The following is a 21,040-nucleotide window of genomic DNA, read 5'->3' as shown; positions in this document are numbered from 1 at the left end:
AACCCCCTAACACTTAGCACTCATCGTTTACGGCGTGGACTACCAGGGTATCTAATCCTGTTCGCTCCCCACGCTTTCGCTCCTCAGCGTCAGTTACAGACCAGAGAGTCGCCTTCGCCACTGGTGTTCCTCCACATCTCTACGCATTTCACCGCTACACGTGGAATTCCACTCTCCTCTTCTGCACTCAAGTTCCCCAGTTTCCAATGACCCTCCCCGGTTGAGCCGGGGGCTTTCACATCAGACTTAAGAAACCGCCTGCGAGCCCTTTACGCCCAATAATTCCGGACAACGCTTGCCACCTACGTATTACCGCGGCTGCTGGCACGTAGTTAGCCGTGGCTTTCTGGTTAGGTACCGTCAAGGTGCCGCCCTATTTGAACGGCACTTGTTCTTCCCTAACAACAGAGCTTTACGATCCGAAAACCTTCATCACTCACGCGGCGTTGCTCCGTCAGACTTTCGTCCATTGCGGAAGATTCCCTACTGCTGCCTCCCGTAGGAGTCTGGGCCGTGTCTCAGTCCCAGTGTGGCCGATCACCCTCTCAGGTCGGCTACGCATCGTCGCCTTGGTGAGCCGTTACCTCACCAACTAGCTAATGCGCCGCGGGTCCATCTGTAAGTGGTAGCCGAAGCCACCTTTTATGTCTGAACCATGCGGTTCAAACAACCATCCGGTATTAGCCCCGGTTTCCCGGAGTTATCCCAGTCTTACAGGCAGGTTACCCACGTGTTACTCACCCGTCCGCCGCTAACATCAGGGAGCAAGCTCCCATCTGTTCGCTCGACTTGCATGTATTAGGCACGCCGCCAGCGTTCGTCCTGAGCCAGGATCAAACTCTCCGATAAATGGATCACAGACTAAGTTCACTGCATCCTGCAGTAACGTCTGTGTGATCTGCATCGTGCAGACCTTAGTTTGACTGACTACGCACATCGCTGTGCGATTTATTTAAAACTTTGAATTAACAGGTACGTTTTGTCTTGTTTAGTTTTCAAAGATCATTACCGCTTGTTGAAGCAGCTTTATTATCTTACCACTCAGCTTCTTTTATGTCAACAACTTTTTTTAAGTTGTTTCCGAAGCTTTTTGTTGTTGTCTGCTGTTCATCAGCGACGTTTAATAATATACCATGCATTCGATGAATTTAGCAAGTGTTTTTTTCGTTTTTTTTAAAACGTATTTCGTTATATTCATCTCCGCCGCGGCATACGATGTAATCAAGCATGGACAAGATAAGGAGGCGTCATCAGTGAATCACTTCTACGTGTGGCACATCAGAAGGATAAAACAGCTGCTTATTATTATCATTGCCGCATTTGCAGCAGCCAGCTTTTTTTATATACAGAGAGCAGTCCCCCTTCCTGTATTTTTAACTGATAGCGGCCCGAAGGCTATTTCAAAAGGGGAGACGAAAGCGGGCGAAGTCGCATTAACATTCGATATCAGCTGGGGCGATGAAAAGGCGGTTCCGATTCTGAACGCGCTAAAAGCAAACGGTATTAAAAACGCCACTTTTTTTCTGTCAGCTTCTTGGGCGGAACGGCACCCGGACACAGTTGAACGTATGGTAAAAGACGGACATCAAATCGGCAGCATGGGATATGCGTATAAGAATTATACCAACCTAGAGGACAATGAAATAAAAAAAGATATCCTCCGGGCCCAGACTGCATTTAAAAAGCTGGGTGTGAAGAATGTTCATTTACTCCGCCCGCCGACCGGACAATTTAATAAAAAGGTTCTTACCATTGCACAGCAGTACCACTATTCAGTGGTTCATTACAGCGTTAACTCGCAGGATTGGACAAATCCCGGCCCTGATAAAATCATTGAAAATGTAAACAGTCATATAAAAGGCGGCGACATTGTTCTGCTGCACGCCTCTGATTCAGCAACACAGACTGAAGAAGCCCTCCCCGCCATCATTCACAATTTAAAGCAAAAAGGACTGAAAAACGTGACCGTCGGCGACCTGATCGCAAATACTGACGTCAAGTCATCAGAAGTGAAATAATTACCTCTGGGCAAACTTCGGCAGCATTAGCAGCTGAAACGCATTGCAGCCCATCAGCGGAATCAGCATCAAATAAAGCCAGTCCTCATTATTCACTCGTAGCGCAGGAACCCATTCAAGCGCTGTAATAACGACCATTAAAAATAATGATGAAACGAACGTATTTTTTGAGGACTGCTTTTGTTTTATATATGCCGTCAACAGGCCGACGGCAAGCAGAGCCAGCGGCAGCCAGACAAACCCTGCAATCGAGTCATCCCGCTCTCCGAAAAACAAAAATCTGACGTACATTAAATCAAAAGCGACAAACAAAATGATAAACAGCTGAAGCAGATTCCAAAGCGAGCTTGATCTGAGAATTTCAAGGGCAAACCGGTGCACCGTCAGAAAAACGAAGAATCCCATCTGGCTGATCACACTGAAAATCATGCCTACCCCGATAAACCAGATCAGAACGGAGAAAATCTGACCGGCCTCAAAATTCAGAAAGAACCCCTTGTACTCCCCCCACTTCAGAGCAAATCCCACGACGCTTGTAATAAGAGCGCCCACAGCTAAAATCGAAAAGAAAAATCGAACAAGCCCGCGGCTTTTCATCTCTTATTCATCCCCCTGACAATCGCGTTCAGCGATATTTTGTTATGTATAAATCCATTCCGATGAATCATATTAAAAATAAGTACAAGTAAGGAAGGAGCTTATGCATGTCAAAAGCCAAAACGCTATTGATAAGCTGTTTTGTTTTATTATCTGTAACAGCTTGTGCTCCAAAAGACCAAGCAGCGGATATGGATTATGACCAGACTAAAAAAATGGTTGTTGATATATTAAAGACCGATGATGGAAAAAAGGCAATTAAGGAAATATTAAATGATGATGCGATGAATGAGGCATTGGTGATTGATCAAAATGCCATTAAAGGCACAATAGAGAAAACCCTCACCTCTAAAAAAGGGGCGGAGTTCTGGAAAACCATCTTTGAAGACTCAAAATTCGCCGAGAGCTTTGCAAAAACTCTTCAGCCCGAGCATGAAAAAATCATAAAAAAACTGATGAAAGACCCTGATTATCAGAAAAGTTTTATGCAGATCATGCAGGACCCCGGCATGGATAAAAAATACTATGAGCTGGTGAAAAGCCAAAAGTTCCGCAGTTACTTAGAAGATGTAATTACAGAGACACTTTCCAGCCCGCTTTTCAAAAAGCAATTCGAGGATGAATTGAAAAAAGCAGCTTCAAGCTCTGAAAAAGAAAGCCAATAAAAGGCCGGGCCGTGTTGATCCCGGCCCCTTTTTTATTCAGCTGTTTTTTCAATGACTTTCTGGGCGATCCCCATATAAATTTCCCCGATCGGATGACTTCTGTCATAGACAGAAGGCGCAAACTGATCCTTGTCCCAATCAGGCTGTTTTAAAGGAATTCTGCCAAGCAGCGGCACTTGCAATTCCTCTGCAAGCTTATCTCCCCCGCCTTGACCGAACACATATTCTCTCTCGCCGGTTTTTGCACTTTCATAGTAAGCCATATTTTCAATGACCCCTACAACTTCATGATCGGTCTTAATCGCCATAGAACCCGCTCTCGCCGCTACAAATGCAGCTGTAGGGTGCGGCGTTGATACGATAATCTCTTTGCAGCTCGGAAGCATCGTGTGTACATCGAGCGCCACATCACCCGTGCCGGGCGGCAGATCGAGAACGATATAGTCAACCTCTCCCCAGTCAACCTCATGGAAGAAGTTATTCAGCATCTTGCCCAGCATCGGCCCTCTCCACACAACCGGAGCGTTTTCTTCGACGAAAAAGCCCATCGACATAACCTTTACTCCAAATCTTTCGACAGGAAGCAGTTTTTCTCCTTCTACTGTCGGGCGGACTGTAATACCCATCATGTCCGGCACGCTGAACCCGTATATATCCGCGTCGATCAAGCCGACTTTTTTTCCGAGCCGCGCAAGAGAAATGGCCAGGTTGACGGAAACCGTTGATTTGCCGACACCGCCTTTTCCGCTTGCCACCGCAAGAAAGACCGGCGGATGTTTCCTATTCAGCAGGGTTTCGCTTTCAGCAGCCGGCCGGCTGAATTTCGCCAATGTTTCTTCCGGCAGCTCTTCAAACCGCAGTCCCACAGTTTCCGCACCCGCTTCTTTCAGAACGGATACGATTTCCTGCTGAATACCCATCTGTTCAGCCGTCCCCGTTTTTGCCAATGCAATTTTCACACTGACATGCCGTTTTTCCGGCTTGATCTTTACTTCTTTAATGGCATCCAATTCTCCCAGCGGTCTATGAAGAAAAGGTTCGCGCATGTTTCCGACTATATTTCTTACTTCATCTTCTCTTATCATCGAACCCTCACCCTTTGTGTATTCGTTTACAAATGGTATTATACCATATATTAAACATAGAATCGGCGAAAAACCCTCCTTACTCGGGAGGGTCTCCTTTCTCTGTGAAGTATCTCAATACGCCCTTATACACGGAAGAAGCGATTTTGTCCTGATATTTGGGCTGGCCGAGCCTTTTCGCTTCCGCGGGATTGGACAGAAATCCGATCTCCACCAGCGCGCCCGGTTTGGTTACATTCTGCATTAAGTAAATGCCGTGTATCCGTTTCGCCTTTCTCGTTGTATTCTCCAAATTGATTCTCAATTCGTCCTGTATATATTTTGCCACTTTTTCATTTTCTTCGTATTTTCCATAGTAGAAGCTTTGGGCGCCGCTCCATCTCGGTGACGGTATGGCGTTCAGATGAATGCTGATATAAAGCTCCGCCTCTGAACGGTTGATGATTTCCACGCGCTTTCTCAGATCTTCCGCTTTGCGTCTGCTGTAGCCTTTCGTCCCTTCAGGAGCTAAATCAGTATCCGTCTCCCGCGTCATAATGACCAAAGCTCCCTGCTCCTGCAAATAGTCTCTGACCCTGGAGGCCACTTCGAGAGTAATGTCCTTTTCAAGGTGACTGCCTCCCGTGGCGCCTCCGTCCGGTCCGCCGTGTCCCGGATCGAGATAGATGATTTTCCCGCTCAGCGGCAGACTCCACGGCCGCCAGGAATCATCATTATGGAATTGAAACCGGAATAAACACAATAATATGATAAAGCCAAGTAAAAAACCGAGCCATTTCAGCTTTTTTGTCATACCTTTCCCTCCCGCTTGTCCCCGTTATTCATAAGTATGGGACAAGGGAAGAAATTATGATTACCTCATGCGGAGCTTACATTGTTTTTCTCTTTGCAGAAATCCTTCCGTCCACCAGCTGTTGATAAACCGGCAGGACGCTTCATAGATTTCTTTTTGTTCAACGGAAGAATATTGCTCATGCGTCCAATTGCAAAGATATTCAAAAAAATCGACCGTCAGTTCTTCCTCTTCTTCTGCCGAACGGGCGTTTGCCCTCTGCAAGGACTCACCATAATAGCCAAAGACGCCGAACCGGCCGCCTAATAAATACGCTTCAATTGCAAAATCTATGCATCCTTCACTCAGAATGCCGTTTTCGTCTTGAAGAAAGGGAAACAAAGGCGTAAGACATGCTTTTACGGACTGAATGATCTGCGTCAGTGACAGCTCCTTTAGTAAACTCTTCTCAAGCTCAAAATCCTTCTGGCGTTTCACGTCTGAAAAAGATAATACTTCTGCCATTGCCAGCCACGCTCCTTTTTACTGTTATTTTGAAAGGAAAAGGGAAAAAGCATGCTTTGTTGATAGTGGAAATCCTCCCAAATGAAGGAGTTTTATGTTAACTGGAAGAATAAAGAGCTGAGGTGACGTGATGAAAAAACTGTTTCAATACATTTGGACGGTGCGTGACGAGTGGTTTATGATATGTGAAAAGCTGAGCCGGGAGGAACTGACGAAAACCCGGACGGGCGGAATGAAGAGCATCTTGCGGACTTTATTTCATATCATTGATGTCGAGATCAGCTGGGCTCGTGCCATTTTAGGTAAAGATGATGTTTTACCTGCTGAGTCTGACTATACGAGCATTCAGGATCTCAGAAAGCTGTCTGAACAATATCGGAAGGATGTCATTCATGCGGGCTCCCGCAAAGGACCGGATCTTGTTAAGCCGGGCTGGATGGACCAAACCTTTCCTAAAGAAGATATTCTCCGCCACATCCTTGCGCATGAGATTCACCATATGGGACAACTGTCGGTTTGGGCCAGAGAAATTGGAATAGAACCGGTTTCGGCTAATGTGATCAGCCGTCCGCAGGAAAAAGCCGCAAAAAAACAGCACCTCTGACGGGATGCCGTTTTTATATTTTAATGCTTCTTGTTACGGAGTATGTATTAATGTATTCATCCAGCACGAGGCCGCCTTTGTCTTCGTAAAAACCGGCAACCATGAAGCCTGCGTCAATCTGACCTTTAATTTGATCCTCCAGCGTATGGCCGAATTCAAGCGCTTCATGATTATCAATAAGTTCCTTTACCTTTTTCTTACTCAGATCTTTTTCATCCGAAAACGGAATGGAATACTTTACTTTTAGTACGCCTTCCTGCTCTAAATCCATATCAAATAAGAACACGACGGGATTTACAAAACCGGAGACTAAAGACCCGCCTTTTTTCAATACGCGATGAGCTTCTTTCCATACCGGAAGAACCGTATCAACAAAGCAATTCGATACCGGGTGCACGATAAAATCAAATGACTCATCATCAAAACAGCTCAGATCATTCATGCTGCCTTTGACAGTCCGAAGCGTAAGATCGTCCCGCTCGGCAACCATTCTGTCTTGCGCAAGCTGTTTTTCCGAATTGTCAAAGATGGTCACGTCCGCTCCTGCAGCAGCAAGGACCGGCCCTTGCTGTCCTCCTCCTGAAGCGAGACAAAGAACCTTCAGACCGTCTACGGGCGGAAACCAATCCGCCGGCACATCTTTTCCGGGGGTCATTCTGATGCTCCAATTGCCTTTTTTCGCTTCACCAATCGTATGAGAATCAACCGCAACCGTCCATTCATTAGCTGTTTCGACTTTTTTATCCCATGCCTTGCTGTTATGTATGACTAACTTATTCATTATAACTGCGCTCCTTATTGGTAATGAATAGAGTATAACAAACAATTCTAGAAAAACATCGGATAACCTCTTGAATATGAGAAAAAAATACAAAAAAACCACAACCAAGAAGTTGTGGTTTTTGCCATCCAAAACGATTAACGTTTTGAGAACTGAGGTGCACGACGAGCGCCTTTAAGACCGTATTTTTTACGTTCTTTCATACGAGCGTCACGAGTCAGAAGACCAGCACGTTTAAGTGTTGCACGGTATTCTGGATCTGCTTCAAGCAAAGCACGAGCGATACCATGACGGATTGCTCCAGCTTGACCAGATAAGCCGCCTCCATGTACGTTTACTAAAACATCATAAGTACCAGCTGTTTCAGTTAAAGTTAATGGTTGTTTGATATCTTCGATTAGAGCTGGAGATGGAATGTGCTCGCTGATTTCACGATTATTAACGACGATACGACCTTCACCTGGAACTAAGCGCACACGCGCTACAGAACTTTTACGACGGCCAGTACCGTAATATTGAACCTGTGCCAAATTGGTAACCTCCTTTTTGATTAACCGCGAAGTTCGTAAACTTCAGGTTTTTGTGCTTCATGTGGATGCTCAGAACCACGGTATACGTTCAATTTCTTGAACATTTGACGACCTAGAGAACCTTTTGGAAGCATGCCTTTGATAGCAAGCTCAAGCATTTTCTCAGGGTAGTTTGTACGCATTTCAAGAGCAGTTCTTGATTTTAATCCGCCTGGATGTTGAGTGTGACGGTAGTAGATTTTGTCAGTTAACTTTTTACCAGTTAACTCGATTTTTTCAGCGTTGATGATGATCACATGATCTCCAGTATCAACGTGCGGTGTGTAAGTCGGTTTGTGTTTCCCGCGAAGGATAGATGCAACTTCTGTAGAAAGACGTCCTAAAGTCTTGCCTGCTGCATCAACAACTAACCACTTGCGTTCAATAGTACTTGCGTTAGCCATAGGTGTTGTACGCATTGAATTTCCCTCCTAAATAATCTGTCATTTTCAATAATCTTCGATTACGTTCTATTTCACAACACAATAAGTTCCGGGGCTTATCGTGGGGTTGAAATACATACCATATGATATCTTATAACTTTATGCAGACTCTGTCAAGAAAATGTTACACCTGGTTTAGTTGTCATAGCAAACGCTCCATAAATACAGCCCGTGCCCCGGTGCGGTGCGCCCCGCGGCTTCGCGATCCTTCGCTTCGAGCATTGCTTTTACATCATCGGGAGAAAATTTTCCAGCTCCTGTATCCAATAACGTTCCGGCAATGATTCTGACCATATTATAGAGAAAACCGTTTCCGGTGATCCGCATCTGCAGGCCGTCTCCGGTCTCAGTCCAATCCAGCTCGTAAATCGTTCTGACTTTATCCTGAACCGCGGTATCAGCCGCGCAAAAGCTTGTGAAATCATGTGTCCCGACGAGGTGCCTTGAAGCTTCCCTCATTTTCTGCACATTAAGCGGATATGCAAAATGGTAAGCGTAATGTCGTTTAAATACGTCCGGGTGTTTCTCCGTATATACAAAGTAGCGATATTCCTTTTGGACCGCGCTAAATCGTGCATGGAACCCATCATCCGCAATCTCTGCTGTTTTGACGGCAATATCATCAGGCAGCAGGGCATTGAGCGCAAACGGCCATTTCTCAGCCGGGATGGACAGCGGTGTATCAAAATGAATGACCTGCCCGGCAGCATGAACATCGCTGTCCGTGCGGCCGGATGAGTACACAGGCACTCTGCCGTCCGTTTTATGGATGACGGCCAGCGCTTTTTCCAATTCACTTTGAACGGTCCGCTTTCCAGGCTGAACCTGATATCCGTTAAATAAATGCCCGTCATAAGCAATGGTACATTTCACTCTCATTCAGCAGCACCTCTAACTTCTTAAGAAAAACAATAACACGGCTAATACGATGATGAGCAGAATGGCTCCGGTATCCTTTCCGGTCCAGACGAGCTTTCTGTATTTCGTTCTCCCCTCACCGCCCCGGTAGCCTCTCGCCTCCATGGCGACCGCAAGCTCTTCCGCACGTTTAAAGGCGCTGACAAACAGCGGGACAAGCAGCGGAACAACCGCTTTGATTCTGTCTTTCACCGGGCCGCTTGTAAAGTCCGCACCCCTCGCCATTTGCGCCTTCATGATTTTATCTGTCTCTTCCATCAATGTCGGGATAAATCGCAATGATATCGACATCATCAATGCGAGTTCGTGTACGGGCAGCTTCACCTTTTTAAAAGGATTCAGGAGCTGCTCCATTCCATCCGTTATTTCAATCGGCGTTGTTGTCAGCGTCAGCAGCGTCGTCATAAAGATAAGGTAAACGAAACGGAGGGAGATAAAAATCCCCTGTATAAGTCCGCCCTCATACACTTTAAACCAGCCAAGCTGAAAAATGACAGATCCTTCATGCGTCATGAAAATGTGTAATAAAAAGGTAAACGCCACAATCCAGATAATCGGCTTAAGCCCCTTCAGCAAAAAGCTGAACGGCACGCGAGTCAAGGCGATCACCCCGAATGTAAACAAACCGAGCAAAGCGTACGTCTGTACGTTGTTTGCCAAAAAAACGATACATACAAAAAGAAAGATGCTGACAAGTTTTGTTCGCGGGTCCAATCGGTGAATAAGCGATGATCCGGGAACATACTTTCCGATAATCATGCTGTCCATCATTGGTCCTTTTCCTCCTGAAAGAAAGCCTTGATTTCACTGGCGGCATCCTGCAGGGTCAGCATGGGTTTTTCATACTTGACTCCGAGAGCCTCCTCAAGCCGTCTCTGAAACTTCACCGATTCAGGAAGATCCAGTCCCATTTCGGCCATCTCTTCACCTTTTACAAACAAGTCACGCGGACTCCCCGTCGCTTTAATGGTCCCTTTGTGCATGACGATCATTTCGTCGGCATAACGGGCGGCGTCCTCCATGCTGTGGGTGACGAGAACGGTAGTCAGGTTTCCCCGCTGATGAAGCGCATAGAACATGTCCATAATGTCCTGACGCCCTCTCGGATCAAGACCGGCCGTCGGTTCATCCAAAACCAGCACTTCCGGCTCCATCGCGAGAACGCCGGCAATCGCCACTCTGCGCATCTGGCCGCCGCTGAGCTCAAATGGTGAACGATCCAAAATGTCTTCCGGAAGGCCCACAAGTCCCAGCATTTCTTTTGCTTTCCGTTCAGCGTCTTCTTTTTTTACACCAAAATTCATCGGTCCGAATGCGATGTCCTTCAGCACAGTCTCTTCAAACAGCTGATGTTCGGGAAATTGGAAAACGATTCCGACTTTTTTTCGCAAAGTCTTAAGATCTTTATTCTTTTTACCGGCTGCCAGAATCGTGCTCCCGAGTTCAAGCTGTCCTTTAGTCGGTTTCAGCAACCCGTTTAAATGCTGCAGGAGCGTCGATTTGCCCGACCCTGTATGCCCGATGACGGCAACGTAGCTGCCCTCTTTTATCACGGCATTGATATCATACAGAGCCAGCCGTTCAAACGGTGTCTTCATTTGATAGCGGTGTTCTACATCTTTGATTTTAATGTCCACAGCTCATTCACCAGCCCTTCCTGAGTCAGATGGTTTTTCGTTAACGCCAGTCCGCTTTCTTTCAAAAGCAGGCTGAGCTGGAATGAGAAAGGCAAATCAAGACCGATGCGAACCAAGTCTTCGTTTAATTTAAAAATCTCTTCAGGCGTGCCCTCTGCATATTTCCTGCCGCCGTTCATCACAATGATCCTGTCCGCCCTTGCGGCTTCTTCCAGGTCATGTGTTATCGAAATGACGGTGGCCATGCCCTGATCTTTTAAGCGTCTGACAGTATCAAGGACTTCTTCTCTCCCAATCGGGTCAAGCATGGATGTCGCTTCATCCAAAATCATAATATCAGGACGCGCGGCAATAATTCCCGCGATCGCCACTCTTTGTTTTTGACCTCCGGAGAGATGGTGCGGCTCTTGATCAAGAAAATCCTGCATATTGACTTGTGTGACAGCCCAATCTACTCTCTCAATCATTTCTTCGCGCGGAACACCATTGTTTTCTAAACCAAAAGCCACATCATCGCGAACAGTCGTTCCGACAAATTGGTTATCGGGATTCTGAAAGACCATCCCTATTTTTTTTCGCACATCCCACACGGTATCCTCAGTCAGTTTGATGCCGCCGACTTCAATTTCTCCGGCCTCGGGCAAAATCAGTCCGTTCAGCGCTCTGGCCAAAGTCGACTTCCCTGAACCGTTGTGGCCTACGATAGCAAGCCATTCTCCTTCGTATACCTCCAGACTCACACCGTCCAGTGCCGGTCTTTCTGCATCTTTGCGGTAGCGGAATAGAATGTCTTTTACGGATATAAGCTGTTTTTGATCCACGGGCGCCTGACCTCCTCTCAGCTATAGCTCTGCTTTTCTGTCTCATGATAAAAAGTTCTGATATCTAAAAAAAGGGCATAGATCCAGTTAGAAACTGTCCCGCCCTTCTTTAGATACACAAAAATATGTGATTAAACCAATTCGATGATTGCCATTGGTGCACCGTCACCACGGCGAGGACCAAGCTTCATAATACGTGTGTATCCGCCTTGGCGCTCCTCGTAACGAGTTGCAATGTCAGAGAATAATTTTTGAAGTGCATCTTGGTTATTTTCTTCATTAGCAACCTCGTTGCGAATGTATGCAGCTGCTTGACGACGAGCATGCAAGTCACCGCGCTTACCAAGAGTGATCATCTTTTCAACAACAGAGCGAAGTTCTTTCGCACGTGTTTCAGTTGTTTCAATTCTTTCGTTGATGATCAAATCTGTTGTAAGATCACGAAGCATAGCTTTACGCTGTGAACTCGTACGTCCTAGTTTTCTGTATGACATGTGATGTCCCCTCCTTTAATGGAATGCTGTTTCTAAATAAAAAACACACGAAAATCCTAGTTCACATGGAAACTAGATCAATCGTCTTTGCGAAGGCCGAGTCCAAGTTCTTCTAGTTTCGCTTTCACTTCTTCAAGTGATTTGCGTCCCAGGTTGCGAACTTTCATCATATCTTCTTCCGTCTTGTTCGCAAGTTCTTGAACCGTGTTAATGCCCGCACGCTTCAAGCAGTTGTAAGAACGGACAGAAAGGTCAAGTTCCTCAATCGTCATTTCAAGAACTTTTTCTTTTTGATCCTCTTCTTTTTCAACCATGATTTCAGCATGCTGAGCTTCGTCAGTTAAACCGACGAATATATTAAGGTGTTCAGTTAAAATCTTTGAACCGAGAGCAATTGCTTCCTTCGGTCCAGTGCTTCCGTCAGTCCAAACATCAAGTGTAAGTTTGTCATAGTTTGCAACCTGGCCTACACGAGTGTTTTCTACCTGATAAGATAAACGAGAAACTGGCGTAAAGATTGAATCGATCGGAATCACGCCGATTGGCTGATCGTCTCTTTTGTTCGAATCAGCAGGTGTATACCCACGTCCTCTTTGTGCAGTAAGGCGAACTCGGAAACTCGCATTCTCACCAAGAGTCGCGATATGAAGATCCGGATTAAGGATTTCAACATCGCTGTCGTGTGTAATATCAGCTGCTGTGACAGTTCCTTCGCCCTGTACATCAATTTCAAGCGTCTTCTCTTCATCAGAGTAGATTTTCAATGCAAGCTTTTTAATGTGCAAGATTATCGTTGTAACATCTTCCACAACGCCTTCGATTGTCGAGAATTCGTGCAGTACACCATCTATCTGGATCGATGTTACAGCGGCACCAGGGAGTGAGGATAAGAGGATACGACGTAAGGAGTTACCCAGAGTTGTACCATATCCACGCTCAAGCGGCTCTACGACAAACTTACCAAATTTGGCATCGTCGCTGATTTCAACCGTTTCGATTTTTGGTTTTTCAATCTCGATCATTACTTAAAACCCTCCTTCAAAACGTCGAAACCTCGAATAGAATCATATGAGATTCCATCCGAAATTCCCCATTGTTTAGTCCCGTATGTGCTCAGGCAACGAGTCGGTGCATTCGTTTCATAAATAACTGTATCATAACCCATTATTGACAGGGACACAAAATCTATACAAACAAATTACACGCGGCGACGTTTTGGTGGACGGCATCCATTATGAGGAACAGGAGTTACGTCTCTGATAGCTGTAACTTCAAGTCCGGCAGCTTGTAAAGCACGGATTGCAGCTTCACGGCCAGAACCTGGTCCTTTAACAGTTACTTCAAGAGTTTTAAGTCCGTGTTCGATTGAACCTTTAGCAGCTGTTTCAGCAGCCATTTGCGCAGCAAAAGGAGTAGATTTACGAGAACCTCTGAATCCTAGAGCTCCGGCACTTGACCAAGAAAGAGCATTACCATGATTATCAGTGATCGTAACGATCGTGTTGTTGAAAGTTGAACGAATATGAGCGATTCCTGACTCAATATTCTTTTTCACGCGACGTTTACGCGTGTTTTGTTTACGAGCAGCAGCCATTGTTTAGGTACCTCCCTTACTTATTTTTTCTTGTTAGCTACAGTACGACGCGGACCTTTACGAGTACGCGCATTGTTTTTAGAGTTTTGTCCGCGAACAGGCAAACCTCTGCGATGGCGGATTCCGCGGTAGCTTCCGATTTCGATCAGACGCTTGATGTTAAGAGAAACTTCACGGCGAAGGTCACCTTCTACTTTCAGTTTGTCAATAACATCACGGATTTTACCAAGTTCTTCTTCAGTAAGATCACGCACACGAGTATCTTCAGAAACACCAGCCTCTTTCAAGACTTGCTGAGCCGTTGTGCGGCCAATTCCGAAGACATATGTTAAAGAAATAACAACACGTTTGTCACGTGGGATATCTACACCAGCAATACGAGCCATTCTCTGGGCACCTCCTTATTAATTATCCTTGTTTTTGTTTATGCTTTGGATTTTCACAGATCACCATTACTTTTCCTTTTCTGCGAATAACTTTACATTTCTCGCAGATTGGTTTAACTGATGGTCTCACTTTCATGTGTTTCCAACCTCCTTCAGTTTCCGGAGTGCTTTATTTGTAACGGTACGTAATCCTGCCACGAGTTAAGTCATATGGAGATAATTCTACCGTAACTTTGTCTCCAGGTAAAATGCGAATGAAGTGCATGCGGATTTTACCAGATACGTGAGCCAAAACCGTATGGCCATTTTCGAGTTCAACTTTGAACATCGCGTTTGGCAGTGTTTCGACAATCGTACCTTCCACTTCAATTACATCGTCTTTCGCCATTCAAGTGTTCTCCCTTCTTCAAATCAGTAACTTGCTCTCTGACAAATTTCAAAAGAGAAAATCTCAGTTATCCGTTTGTCACACGCCCTGTTTCGTTTATACTGTTCTGAACTTCCGGAGATACGCAATCATAAAGGGTGAATGATTGATATTCTTTTTCTAAGGAGAATGAAATGTACGCTTTTCTCCGTCTGCTTTAGTACACGATGATGAATCTTCATTCCGATGACAGCAGCTAGCCTGTTTTTCTTCCGACCAATTGTAAACCTACAATCTGCCCAGGTGCGGAATGAAAACATGTGTCATGGAATTCATTTCATCATCTAGACTTTTGTCAGTATATCAAAACCCGTTTCCGTAATCGCAATCGTATGTTCAAAATGAGCACACTTTTTCCCATCTACCGTTACAACCGTCCAGTTATCAGCCAATGTTTTCACATATCGGCTGCCAGCGTTAACCATCGGTTCTATAGCGAGAACCATACCAGGCTTCAGCCTAGGTCCTTTGTTTGGCGGACCGTAATGAGGAATTTGCGGATCCTCATGCAAGTCTTGACCAACACCATGTCCGACATACTCCCTAACAACTGAAAACTGCTCATTTTCGACATACGTTTGTATTGCGTGGGAAATATTCGACAAACGTTCACCTGGTTTTGCTTCCTTCAAGCCTTTATATAAAGACTCCTCTGTTACTTCCAGCAGTCGTTTATCATCATCACTGATGTTTCCTACCGGATATGTCCAAGCAGAGTCACCATGATAACCATTTAATTTAGCACCGATATCAATGCTGATAATGTCACCGTCACGTAAAACCCTTTTACCGGGTATTCCGTGAACGAGTTCTTCATTAACTGATACACAGATGCTCCCGCGAAACCCATTATACCCCTTAAAAGATGGGATTGCACCCTGCTTCTCAATAAAACGTTCGGCAATTTGATCCAATTCTTTTGTCGAGATTCCTGGTTTAATGTGCTTTTTCAACTCTTCATGAGTCAAAGCCACGATTCGCCCTGCTTCCCGCATGATGCCAAGCTCACGAGGGGTCTTACAGATAATCATTTGCTCAATCCTCCAAGAAGCTCTTTCACATCTTTGTACACGTCGTTAATGTCCTGCTGGCCATTGACGTTGACAAGATACCCTTTCTCAGAATAAAAATCGAGTAAAGGCTGAGTCTGCTTCATGTTGACCTCAAGCCGTTTTGAGACGGTTTCCTCATTATCATCTGCCCGTTGATAAAGGTCTCCTCCGTCTTTATCACAAACACCCGGCGTTTTCGGCGGATTGAAAACCAAATGATAGGTTGTGCCGCAAACACTGCAAATTCTGCGTCCAGTCAAACGTTCCATTAAAGAGTCTTTGTCTACTTTAATGTTAATGACATAATCAATCGGCTTGCCGTATTCCTCAAGAATGTTTTCAAGAGCTTCAGCCTGAGCGACTGTTCGCGGAAATCCGTCCAGAAGAAAACCTCTTTCACAATCATCTTTGCCTAGTCTTTCTTTGACAATGCCGATTGTGACTTCGTCCGGTACGAGCTCGCCTTTATCAATATAAGACTTTGCTTCGAGTCCGAGTGGTGTTTCTTCTTTCATAGCAGCACGGAACATATCTCCCGTTGAGATATGAGGTATCCCATAATCCTCAACAATTCGTTCTCCCTGTGTGCCTTTACCGGCTCCAGGAAGTCCCATTAAGACTAAGTTCATTCGGATTTCCCCCGTCCTCTCTTATTTAGAGGAATGGTTAAAACCAGTCCTCTAATTTTTCATAAATCCTCGGTAATTACGTTTCACTAACTGGCTCTCCAGCTGCTTCATTGTCTCCAAGGCTACCCCGACGACAATTAACAATGATGTTCCGCCAATCTGTGCACTTTGAGGCAATCCAGCGAATTGAATGAAAAAGATAGGAAGAATGGAAATCACGGCTAAGAATATAGAACCCACAAACGTAAGTCGATACAAAATGCTCGTAATTCTATCTTGAGTCATTTTCCCTGGACGAACCCCCGGGATATAGCCACCCTGTTTTTTAAGGTTATCAGCCATTTGTTCAGGGTTTACCTGCACAAAAGCATAGAAGTACGTAAAGGCGATAATTAATGCGACATAAACCGCCATGCCCACCGGATGTGTATTGTCAAAGTTGGCTTGAATCCACTTTGTCACATCGTTCTCTCCGAAAAATGACGCGATAGTACGCGGCGTAATAAGAAACGCAACCGCAAAGATTACCGGAATAACCCCTGCCGGATTCACTTTAAGCGGAAGGTGAGTTGACTGGCCTCCGCCAACAGGTGAACGACCTTGCCCTTTTGCATATTGAATCGCGATTTTGCGTACGGCCTGCTGAATGAAAATAACACCAACAATAACGGCCAAAATCGCAATCACCAGTAAAGCGATTTTTACAATATGAATAAACAGCTGATCGCTGCTGCCGACAAATTGAGTCTCATAAATCTGCCCAACAGTTTTCGGAATACTAGCCACAATCCCCGCGAAGATGATGATCGAAATTCCGTTACCTACTCCATTGGAAGTAATTTGTTCTCCCAGCCACATTAAAAAAGCAGTTCCTCCAGTGAGCACTAAAGCAATAATCAGATATGTCGATATGCCGGATTTCTCAATCAGCATACCGTTTGCCAGGTTGTTAAACCCGTAAGACATACCTAATGCCTGGATAAAACCAAGCACAATCGTAAAATATCTCGTGAACTGAGCTAATTTACGGCGGCCGACTTCACCTTGCTTAGACCACTCGGTAAACTTCGGCACAACATCCATCTGAAGCAGCTGAATGATGATTGAAGCAGTGATGTAAGGCGTAATTCCCATCGCAAAAATGGAGAACTGATAAAGCGCACCGCCGCCAAATGTATTAAGGAGATCAAAAACCCCCATCGAACTTTGTGTCTGCAACGCCTGAGCATTTACATATGGCACAGGGATAAACGCACCTATGCGAAAGACGATAAGCATGAGTAATGTAAAAATGATTTTATTCCGAATATCACTCACACGCATAAAGTTGGAGATTGTCTTAAACAAGTTAGATCACCTCAGCTGTACCGCCAGCAGCTTCAACAGCTTCTTTCGCAGAAGCAGAGAATTTATTGGCTTTTACAGTTAATTTTTTCTCTAATTTACCGTTGCCAAGAATCTTTACTCCTGCATTAAGTTTGCTAATAACACCAGTCTCAAGAAGAAGTTCAGGAGTGACTTCCGTTCCTTCCGCAAAACCGTTCAATTTGTCTACGTTCACAATAGCGTAATCCTTACGGTTGATGTTTGTAAAACCGCGTTTAGGAAGACGTTGGAATAAAGGCATTTGTCCCCCCTCGAATCCAGGGCGTACACCGCCGCCAGAACGAGCGTTTTGACCTTTGTGACCTTTACCAGCTGTTTTACCGTTACCAGAACCAATACCACGACCTACGCGATTGCGTACTTTACGTGAACCTTCTGAAGGCTTTAATTCATGAAGTTTCATTAGGACACCTCCTTAGCCTATAATTTATTTTTATTGTTCTTTAACAGAAACTAGATGAGATACTTTATTAATCATACCGCGGATCGCAGCGTTATCTTCATGAACGACAGTTTGGTTTGTTTTCTTTAAACCAAGTGTTCTTACAGTAACGCGCTGATCTTCCGGGCGACCGATTACACTGCGTTTGAGGGTAATTTCTAATTTAGCCATTAATGTTCCCTCCTTATCCTAACAGTTCTTCTACAGATTTTCCACGAAGCTTCGCAACCTCTTCAGCACGTTTAAGCTCACTTAAACCTTGAAGTGTTGCACGGATCATGTTGATCGGTGTGTTAGAACCTAAAGACTTAGAAAGGATATCAGCAACGCCAGCAAGCTCAAGTACCGCACGTACAGGGCCTCCAGCGATAACTCCAGTACCTTCAGAAGCAGGTTTCAACAAGATATTGCCTGCACCGAAACGTCCGATGATTTCGTGTGGAATCGTAGTTCCAACCATTGGTACTTCAATCAAATTCTTTTTCGCATCTTCAACAGCTTTGCGGATTGCTTCAGGTACTTCTTGTGCTTTACCAGTACCGAAACCTACGTGACCGTTTTTGTCACCGACAACGACTAGAGCTGCGAAACGGAAACGACGACCACCTTTAACAACTTTCGCTACGCGGTTAACCGTAACTAAGCGTTCTTCTAACTCTAATTTGCTTGGGTCAATACGACGCATAATCATGTGTCCCTCCTTTTTTTATTAAAATTTCAGTCCGGCTTCACGAGCTGCATCGGCCAGAGCTTTTACACGTCCATGGTATAAGTATCCGCCGCGGTCAAATACTACGTCAGAAACACCTTTCTCAGAAGCGCGTTTCGCAACGAGTTCACCGACTTTAGCAGCAGCAGCGCTGTCACCAGTGCTTTCCACGTTCAAATCTTTATCGAGAGTAGAGGCACTAGCAAGTGTAACGCCATTTACATCATCGATGATTTGAGCATAAATGTGTTTGTTTGAACGGAACACATTCAGACGAGGTCTTTCAGCTGTGCCTGAAAGTTTAGCACGAACACGGGCATGTCTTTTTTGACGAGCAGCATTTTTGCTAGTTTTCGTAATCATCCTTAGGTCACTCCTTTCTTCACTTTAAGCGGTCTTACTTAGCAGATTTACCTTCTTTACGGCGAACAACTTCACCTTCGTAGCGGATTCCTTTACCTTTGTAAGGCTCTGGAGAACGTACAGCGCGGATGTTAGCAGCGATAGCTCCTACACGCTCTTTGTCTGTACCTTTTACAACTACTTTAGTTTGAGAAGGAACTTCGATTTCGATGCCCTCTTCAGGAACGATCTCAACAGGGTGAGAGTATCCAACGTTTAAAACAAGTTTGTTTCCGGATTTAGCCGCACGATAACCGACACCGACTAATTCCAAACCTCTTTCAAATCCTTTAGATACGCCTTCAACCATGTTTCCAAGCAGACTGCGAGTCGTACCATGCAGCGCACGGTGCTCTTTGTGATCAGAAGGACGAGTAACTGTAAGCACGTTGTCCTCAATTTTGATTTCCATATCAGGATGGAAAGTACGAGTTAATTCTCCTTTTGGTCCTTTTACAGCTACAGTGTTGCCTTCGTTCAGCGTTACTGTAACTCCAGAAGGGATCTCAAGCAGTTTTTTACCTACACGAGACATACTAAAACACCTCCATTCTTGTTAAACTTCTTACCAAACGTATGCTAGAACTTCTCCACCAGCTTGTTTTGCACGGGCTTCTTTGTCCGTTAAAACACCTTGTGATGTAGAAATAATCGCGATTCCAAGACCGTTAAGTACGCGAGGTACTTCATTTGATTTAGCGTATACACGCAAACCTGGTTTGCTGATTCTTTTAAGACCAGTGATAACGCGCTCGTTGTTTTGTCCGTATTTCAAGAAAACGCGGATAATACCTTGTTTGCTGTCTTCTACGAACTCAACGTCACGAATGAAACCTTCACGCTTTAAAATGTCAGCAATTTCTCTTTTCAATTTAGAAGCAGGAATTTCAAGCTTCTCATGACGTACCATGTTTGCATTGCGAATACGAGTCAGCATATCTGCAATTGGATCTGTCATAACCATTATATAATTACCTCCTTCCCATTCTTGGGGATTACCAGCTGGCTTTTTTCACGCCAGGAATTTGTCCTTTATATGCAAGCTCACGGAAACAAATACGGCAAAGTTTAAATTTACGAATGACTGAGTGCGGACGTCCGCAGCGTTCACAGCGAGTGTACTCTTGCACTTTAAACTTTGGTGTACGTTGTTGTTTCGCAATCATTGACTTTTTAGCCACGATTTCGCCTCCCTTTCATTGATTATTTCTGGAACGGCATACCTACTTGAGTTAATAGCTCACGAGCCTCTTCGTCAGAGTTAGCAGTCGTTACGATAACGATGTCCATTCCGCGAACCTTTGTTACTTTATCGTAGTCAATTTCAGGGAAGATTAACTGTTCTTTAATACCAAGAGTGTAGTTTCCGCGACCGTCGAAAGATTTCTTAGAAATCCCGCGGAAGTCACGTACACGCGGTAAAGATACAGAAATAAGTTTATCAAGGAAATCATACATGCGCTCTCCGCGAAGAGTTACTTTCGCACCGATAGGCATTCCCTCACGAAGACGGAATCCAGCAATTGATTTCTTCGCACGAGTAACGACAGGTTTTTGACCTGCGATAAACGTTAATTCTTCAACAGCACTGTCGATTGCTTTTGCGTTTTGAACAGCATCACCGACACCCATGTTGATTACGATTTTTTCGATTTTTGGCACCTGCATAACAGAGTCGTAGTTGAACTTCGTCATTAAAGCAGGTGAAATTTCTTTATTGTACTTTTCTTTAAGGCGGTTCATGAGATAGACCTCCCTTCCTTTAAATACTATTTATCTAAGACTTGCCCAGATTTTTTTGCAACACGAACTTTTTTGCCATCTTCCACTTTGTATCCTACGCGAGTCACTTCACCTGTTTTAGGATCGAGCGGCATAACGTTTGATACATGAATTGGCGCCTCTTGATTAGAAATACCGCCTTGAGGGTTTGCTTGAGTTGGTTTAGAGTGCTTCTTCACCATGTTTACGCCCTCAACTAGAACGCGGTCCTTTTTAGGGAAAGCAGCAAGGATCGTACCTTGTTTGCCTTTATCTTTACCAGAGATAACCATTACTTTATCGCCTTTTTTCACATGCATCCT

General features: G+C 44.8%; 32 protein-coding genes, 1 rRNA gene and 1 pseudogene (1 of these 34 only partly in view). 3 read left to right on the top strand and 31 right to left on the bottom strand.

Annotated features, from left to right (window positions below; genetic code table 11):
- Positions 1-849, bottom strand: a 16S ribosomal RNA gene (locus NYE68_RS00950) (it extends 701 nt beyond the left edge of the window).
- Positions 850-1,253: 404 nt separating this feature from the next.
- Between NYE68_RS00950 and pdaB the strand changes: the two genes are divergently transcribed.
- The gene (gene pdaB / locus NYE68_RS00945) at positions 1,254-2,018 is read left to right on the top strand and encodes a polysaccharide deacetylase family sporulation protein PdaB (protein WP_011996204.1); all 765 of its coding nucleotides are present in this window, start codon (positions 1,254-1,256) and stop codon (positions 2,016-2,018) included.
- Here pdaB and kbaA read toward each other — a convergent pair whose 3' ends face one another.
- Positions 2,019-2,615 carry a KinB-signaling pathway activation protein gene (kbaA, locus tag NYE68_RS00940; protein WP_007410420.1) on the bottom strand — a complete coding sequence of 199 codons (597 nt, stop codon included), beginning with the start codon at positions 2,613-2,615 and terminating at the stop codon, positions 2,019-2,021. It abuts the gene before it with no gap.
- Between the two features lie 107 nt (positions 2,616-2,722).
- Here kbaA and gerD point away from each other — a divergent pair, with 107 nt between their 5' ends.
- The gene (gene gerD, locus NYE68_RS00935) at positions 2,723-3,280 is read left to right on the top strand and encodes a spore germination lipoprotein GerD (RefSeq protein WP_007410419.1); all 558 of its coding nucleotides are present in this window, start codon (positions 2,723-2,725) and stop codon (positions 3,278-3,280) included.
- A 32-nt stretch (positions 3,281-3,312) separates the two neighbouring features.
- Here gerD and NYE68_RS00930 read toward each other — a convergent pair whose 3' ends face one another.
- The 3 genes from NYE68_RS00930 to NYE68_RS00920 form a co-directional block, all read right to left on the bottom strand.
- Complete coding sequence (locus tag NYE68_RS00930; protein ID WP_007410418.1) at positions 3,313-4,365, bottom strand: Mrp/NBP35 family ATP-binding protein; 1,053 nt, start codon at positions 4,363-4,365, stop codon at positions 3,313-3,315.
- A 79-nt stretch (positions 4,366-4,444) separates the two neighbouring features.
- Complete coding sequence (gene cwlD, locus NYE68_RS00925; protein ID WP_007410417.1) at positions 4,445-5,158, bottom strand: N-acetylmuramoyl-L-alanine amidase CwlD; 714 nt, start codon at positions 5,156-5,158, stop codon at positions 4,445-4,447.
- 60 nt (positions 5,159-5,218) lie between these two features.
- A complete protein-coding gene (locus tag NYE68_RS00920; RefSeq protein WP_007410416.1) occupies positions 5,219-5,662 on the bottom strand; it encodes a DUF2521 family protein in 444 nt (147 codons plus the stop codon).
- 130 nt (positions 5,663-5,792) lie between these two features.
- On the opposite strand from NYE68_RS00920, the gene NYE68_RS00915 reads away from it, so the two are divergent.
- Positions 5,793-6,266 carry a DinB family protein gene (locus tag NYE68_RS00915; protein WP_324636175.1) on the top strand — a complete coding sequence of 158 codons (474 nt, stop codon included), beginning with the start codon at positions 5,793-5,795 and terminating at the stop codon, positions 6,264-6,266.
- Between the two features lie 13 nt (positions 6,267-6,279).
- Here the strand turns inward: NYE68_RS00915 and NYE68_RS00910 are convergent, their stop codons facing one another.
- From NYE68_RS00910 to rplX, 26 genes and pseudogenes are all read right to left on the bottom strand, one after another.
- Positions 6,280-7,047: a class I SAM-dependent methyltransferase gene (locus NYE68_RS00910; RefSeq protein ID WP_015416679.1), complete on the bottom strand. Its 768-nt coding sequence runs from the start codon at positions 7,045-7,047 to the stop codon at positions 6,280-6,282.
- Positions 7,048-7,184: 137 nt separating this feature from the next.
- The gene (gene rpsI / locus NYE68_RS00905; RefSeq protein WP_003225846.1) at positions 7,185-7,577 is read right to left on the bottom strand and encodes a 30S ribosomal protein S9; all 393 of its coding nucleotides are present in this window, start codon (positions 7,575-7,577) and stop codon (positions 7,185-7,187) included.
- Between the two features lie 20 nt (positions 7,578-7,597).
- The gene (rplM, locus tag NYE68_RS00900; RefSeq protein WP_003225844.1) at positions 7,598-8,035 is read right to left on the bottom strand and encodes a 50S ribosomal protein L13; all 438 of its coding nucleotides are present in this window, start codon (positions 8,033-8,035) and stop codon (positions 7,598-7,600) included.
- Positions 8,036-8,194: 159 nt separating this feature from the next.
- The gene (truA, locus tag NYE68_RS00895) at positions 8,195-8,938 is read right to left on the bottom strand and encodes a tRNA pseudouridine(38-40) synthase TruA (RefSeq protein ID WP_015416678.1); all 744 of its coding nucleotides are present in this window, start codon (positions 8,936-8,938) and stop codon (positions 8,195-8,197) included.
- Positions 8,939-8,950: 12 nt separating this feature from the next.
- On the bottom strand, positions 8,951-9,748 hold the full coding sequence (locus NYE68_RS00890) for an energy-coupling factor transporter transmembrane protein EcfT (RefSeq protein WP_039252959.1): 798 nt from the start codon (positions 9,746-9,748) through the stop codon (positions 8,951-8,953).
- A complete protein-coding gene (locus tag NYE68_RS00885; protein ID WP_003156552.1) occupies positions 9,745-10,614 on the bottom strand; it encodes an energy-coupling factor ABC transporter ATP-binding protein in 870 nt (289 codons plus the stop codon). Before NYE68_RS00885 ends, NYE68_RS00890 begins: the two co-directional genes overlap by 4 nt.
- Positions 10,590-11,435, bottom strand: a complete 846-nt coding sequence (locus NYE68_RS00880) for an energy-coupling factor ABC transporter ATP-binding protein (RefSeq protein ID WP_007615256.1) — start codon at positions 11,433-11,435, stop codon at positions 10,590-10,592. The genes NYE68_RS00885 and NYE68_RS00880 overlap by 25 nt, the downstream gene beginning before the upstream one ends.
- A gap of 131 nt (positions 11,436-11,566) precedes the next feature.
- Complete coding sequence (rplQ, locus tag NYE68_RS00875) at positions 11,567-11,929, bottom strand: 50S ribosomal protein L17 (RefSeq protein WP_003156550.1); 363 nt, start codon at positions 11,927-11,929, stop codon at positions 11,567-11,569.
- 77 nt (positions 11,930-12,006) lie between these two features.
- Complete coding sequence (locus NYE68_RS00870) at positions 12,007-12,951, bottom strand: DNA-directed RNA polymerase subunit alpha (protein WP_003156549.1); 945 nt, start codon at positions 12,949-12,951, stop codon at positions 12,007-12,009.
- 176 nt (positions 12,952-13,127) lie between these two features.
- The gene (rpsK, locus tag NYE68_RS00865) at positions 13,128-13,523 is read right to left on the bottom strand and encodes a 30S ribosomal protein S11 (RefSeq protein ID WP_342493995.1); all 396 of its coding nucleotides are present in this window, start codon (positions 13,521-13,523) and stop codon (positions 13,128-13,130) included.
- 20 nt (positions 13,524-13,543) lie between these two features.
- Positions 13,544-13,909 (bottom strand): 30S ribosomal protein S13, encoded by a 366-nt coding sequence (gene rpsM / locus NYE68_RS00860; protein ID WP_003156545.1) that lies wholly within the window; start codon positions 13,907-13,909, stop codon positions 13,544-13,546.
- Between the two features lie 22 nt (positions 13,910-13,931).
- Complete coding sequence (rpmJ, locus tag NYE68_RS00855) at positions 13,932-14,045, bottom strand: 50S ribosomal protein L36 (protein ID WP_003156543.1); 114 nt, start codon at positions 14,043-14,045, stop codon at positions 13,932-13,934.
- Between the two features lie 33 nt (positions 14,046-14,078).
- Entirely contained in the window at positions 14,079-14,297 is a 219-nt protein-coding gene (gene infA, locus NYE68_RS00850; RefSeq protein ID WP_003156508.1) for a translation initiation factor IF-1, read from the bottom strand.
- Positions 14,275-14,596 (bottom strand): annotated as a pseudogene (locus NYE68_RS00845) (RNA-binding protein). Before NYE68_RS00845 ends, infA begins: the two are co-directional and overlap by 23 nt.
- Before the next feature lie 24 nt (positions 14,597-14,620).
- Positions 14,621-15,367 (bottom strand): type I methionyl aminopeptidase, encoded by a 747-nt coding sequence (gene map, locus NYE68_RS00840; RefSeq protein ID WP_227579173.1) that lies wholly within the window; start codon positions 15,365-15,367, stop codon positions 14,621-14,623.
- On the bottom strand, positions 15,364-16,017 hold the full coding sequence (locus NYE68_RS00835; RefSeq protein ID WP_007410407.1) for an adenylate kinase: 654 nt from the start codon (positions 16,015-16,017) through the stop codon (positions 15,364-15,366). Before NYE68_RS00835 ends, map begins: the two co-directional genes overlap by 4 nt.
- Positions 16,018-16,068: 51 nt before the next feature.
- Positions 16,069-17,364, bottom strand: a complete 1,296-nt coding sequence (secY, locus tag NYE68_RS00830; RefSeq protein WP_007410406.1) for a preprotein translocase subunit SecY — start codon at positions 17,362-17,364, stop codon at positions 16,069-16,071.
- Position 17,365: 1 nt separating this feature from the next.
- Positions 17,366-17,806, bottom strand: coding sequence for a 50S ribosomal protein L15 (gene rplO / locus NYE68_RS00825; protein ID WP_007410405.1), 441 nt, complete (start codon positions 17,804-17,806; stop codon positions 17,366-17,368).
- A 30-nt stretch (positions 17,807-17,836) separates the two neighbouring features.
- A complete protein-coding gene (gene rpmD / locus NYE68_RS00820; RefSeq protein WP_003156497.1) occupies positions 17,837-18,016 on the bottom strand; it encodes a 50S ribosomal protein L30 in 180 nt (59 codons plus the stop codon).
- A gap of 13 nt (positions 18,017-18,029) precedes the next feature.
- Positions 18,030-18,530, bottom strand: coding sequence for a 30S ribosomal protein S5 (gene rpsE, locus NYE68_RS00815; RefSeq protein WP_003156493.1), 501 nt, complete (start codon positions 18,528-18,530; stop codon positions 18,030-18,032).
- 24 nt (positions 18,531-18,554) lie between these two features.
- A complete protein-coding gene (rplR, locus tag NYE68_RS00810; protein ID WP_003156492.1) occupies positions 18,555-18,917 on the bottom strand; it encodes a 50S ribosomal protein L18 in 363 nt (120 codons plus the stop codon).
- 34 nt (positions 18,918-18,951) lie between these two features.
- Positions 18,952-19,491 carry a 50S ribosomal protein L6 gene (gene rplF, locus NYE68_RS00805; RefSeq protein WP_003156490.1) on the bottom strand — a complete coding sequence of 180 codons (540 nt, stop codon included), beginning with the start codon at positions 19,489-19,491 and terminating at the stop codon, positions 18,952-18,954.
- Between the two features lie 30 nt (positions 19,492-19,521).
- On the bottom strand, positions 19,522-19,920 hold the full coding sequence (rpsH, locus tag NYE68_RS00800; protein ID WP_003156489.1) for a 30S ribosomal protein S8: 399 nt from the start codon (positions 19,918-19,920) through the stop codon (positions 19,522-19,524).
- 31 nt (positions 19,921-19,951) lie between these two features.
- Entirely contained in the window at positions 19,952-20,137 is a 186-nt protein-coding gene (gene rpsN, locus NYE68_RS00795) for a 30S ribosomal protein S14 (protein WP_003156488.1), read from the bottom strand.
- Positions 20,138-20,159: 22 nt separating this feature from the next.
- Positions 20,160-20,699: a 50S ribosomal protein L5 gene (gene rplE / locus NYE68_RS00790; RefSeq protein WP_003156487.1), complete on the bottom strand. Its 540-nt coding sequence runs from the start codon at positions 20,697-20,699 to the stop codon at positions 20,160-20,162.
- Between the two features lie 26 nt (positions 20,700-20,725).
- Entirely contained in the window at positions 20,726-21,037 is a 312-nt protein-coding gene (gene rplX / locus NYE68_RS00785; protein WP_003156486.1) for a 50S ribosomal protein L24, read from the bottom strand.
- Positions 21,038-21,040 lie beyond the last annotated feature (3 nt).

This window comes from Bacillus sp. FSL R5-0447 (assembly GCF_038606125.1).
Classification (GTDB): Bacteria; Bacillota; Bacilli; order Bacillales; family Bacillaceae; genus Bacillus; species Bacillus velezensis.
Note: the sequence above shows the minus strand (reverse complement) of the source record. Positions and strands in the feature narration are given on the sequence as shown.

Coding starts and splice junctions, on each gene's coding strand:
- kbaA (WP_007410420.1), bottom strand. CDS start 2,615: ATGAAAAGCCGCGGGCTTGTTCGATTTTTCTTTTCGATTTTAGCTGTG.
- gerD (WP_007410419.1), top strand. CDS start 2,723: ATGTCAAAAGCCAAAACGCTATTGATAAGCTGTTTTGTTTTATTATCT.
- NYE68_RS00930 (WP_007410418.1), bottom strand. CDS start 4,365: ATGATAAGAGAAGATGAAGTAAGAAATATAGTCGGAAACATGCGCGAA.
- cwlD (WP_007410417.1), bottom strand. CDS start 5,158: ATGACAAAAAAGCTGAAATGGCTCGGTTTTTTACTTGGCTTTATCATA.
- NYE68_RS00920 (WP_007410416.1), bottom strand. CDS start 5,662: ATGGCAGAAGTATTATCTTTTTCAGACGTGAAACGCCAGAAGGATTTT.
- NYE68_RS00915 (WP_324636175.1), top strand. CDS start 5,793: ATGAAAAAACTGTTTCAATACATTTGGACGGTGCGTGACGAGTGGTTT.
- NYE68_RS00910 (WP_015416679.1), bottom strand. CDS start 7,047: ATGAATAAGTTAGTCATACATAACAGCAAGGCATGGGATAAAAAAGTC.
- rplM (WP_003225844.1), bottom strand. CDS start 8,035: ATGCGTACAACACCTATGGCTAACGCAAGTACTATTGAACGCAAGTGG.
- truA (WP_015416678.1), bottom strand. CDS start 8,938: ATGAGAGTGAAATGTACCATTGCTTATGACGGGCATTTATTTAACGGA.
- NYE68_RS00890 (WP_039252959.1), bottom strand. CDS start 9,748: ATGATGGACAGCATGATTATCGGAAAGTATGTTCCCGGATCATCGCTT.
- rplQ (WP_003156550.1), bottom strand. CDS start 11,929: ATGTCATACAGAAAACTAGGACGTACGAGTTCACAGCGTAAAGCTATG.
- NYE68_RS00870 (WP_003156549.1), bottom strand. CDS start 12,951: ATGATCGAGATTGAAAAACCAAAAATCGAAACGGTTGAAATCAGCGAC.
- rpsK (WP_342493995.1), bottom strand. CDS start 13,523: ATGGCTGCTGCTCGTAAACAAAACACGCGTAAACGTCGCGTGAAAAAG.
- rpsM (WP_003156545.1), bottom strand. CDS start 13,909: ATGGCTCGTATTGCTGGTGTAGATATCCCACGTGACAAACGTGTTGTT.
- rpmJ (WP_003156543.1), bottom strand. CDS start 14,045: ATGAAAGTGAGACCATCAGTTAAACCAATCTGCGAGAAATGTAAAGTT.
- infA (WP_003156508.1), bottom strand. CDS start 14,297: ATGGCGAAAGACGATGTAATTGAAGTGGAAGGTACGATTGTCGAAACA.
- map (WP_227579173.1), bottom strand. CDS start 15,367: ATGATTATCTGTAAGACCCCTCGTGAGCTTGGCATCATGCGGGAAGCA.
- NYE68_RS00835 (WP_007410407.1), bottom strand. CDS start 16,017: ATGAACTTAGTCTTAATGGGACTTCCTGGAGCCGGTAAAGGCACACAG.
- rplO (WP_007410405.1), bottom strand. CDS start 17,806: ATGAAACTTCATGAATTAAAGCCTTCAGAAGGTTCACGTAAAGTACGC.
- rpmD (WP_003156497.1), bottom strand. CDS start 18,016: ATGGCTAAATTAGAAATTACCCTCAAACGCAGTGTAATCGGTCGCCCG.
- rpsE (WP_003156493.1), bottom strand. CDS start 18,530: ATGCGTCGTATTGACCCAAGCAAATTAGAGTTAGAAGAACGCTTAGTT.
- rplR (WP_003156492.1), bottom strand. CDS start 18,917: ATGATTACGAAAACTAGCAAAAATGCTGCTCGTCAAAAAAGACATGCC.
- rplF (WP_003156490.1), bottom strand. CDS start 19,491: ATGTCTCGTGTAGGTAAAAAACTGCTTGAGATCCCTTCTGGAGTTACA.
- rpsH (WP_003156489.1), bottom strand. CDS start 19,920: ATGGTTATGACAGATCCAATTGCAGATATGCTGACTCGTATTCGCAAT.
- rplE (WP_003156487.1), bottom strand. CDS start 20,699: ATGAACCGCCTTAAAGAAAAGTACAATAAAGAAATTTCACCTGCTTTA.
- rplX (WP_003156486.1), bottom strand. CDS start 21,037: ATGCATGTGAAAAAAGGCGATAAAGTAATGGTTATCTCTGGTAAAGAT.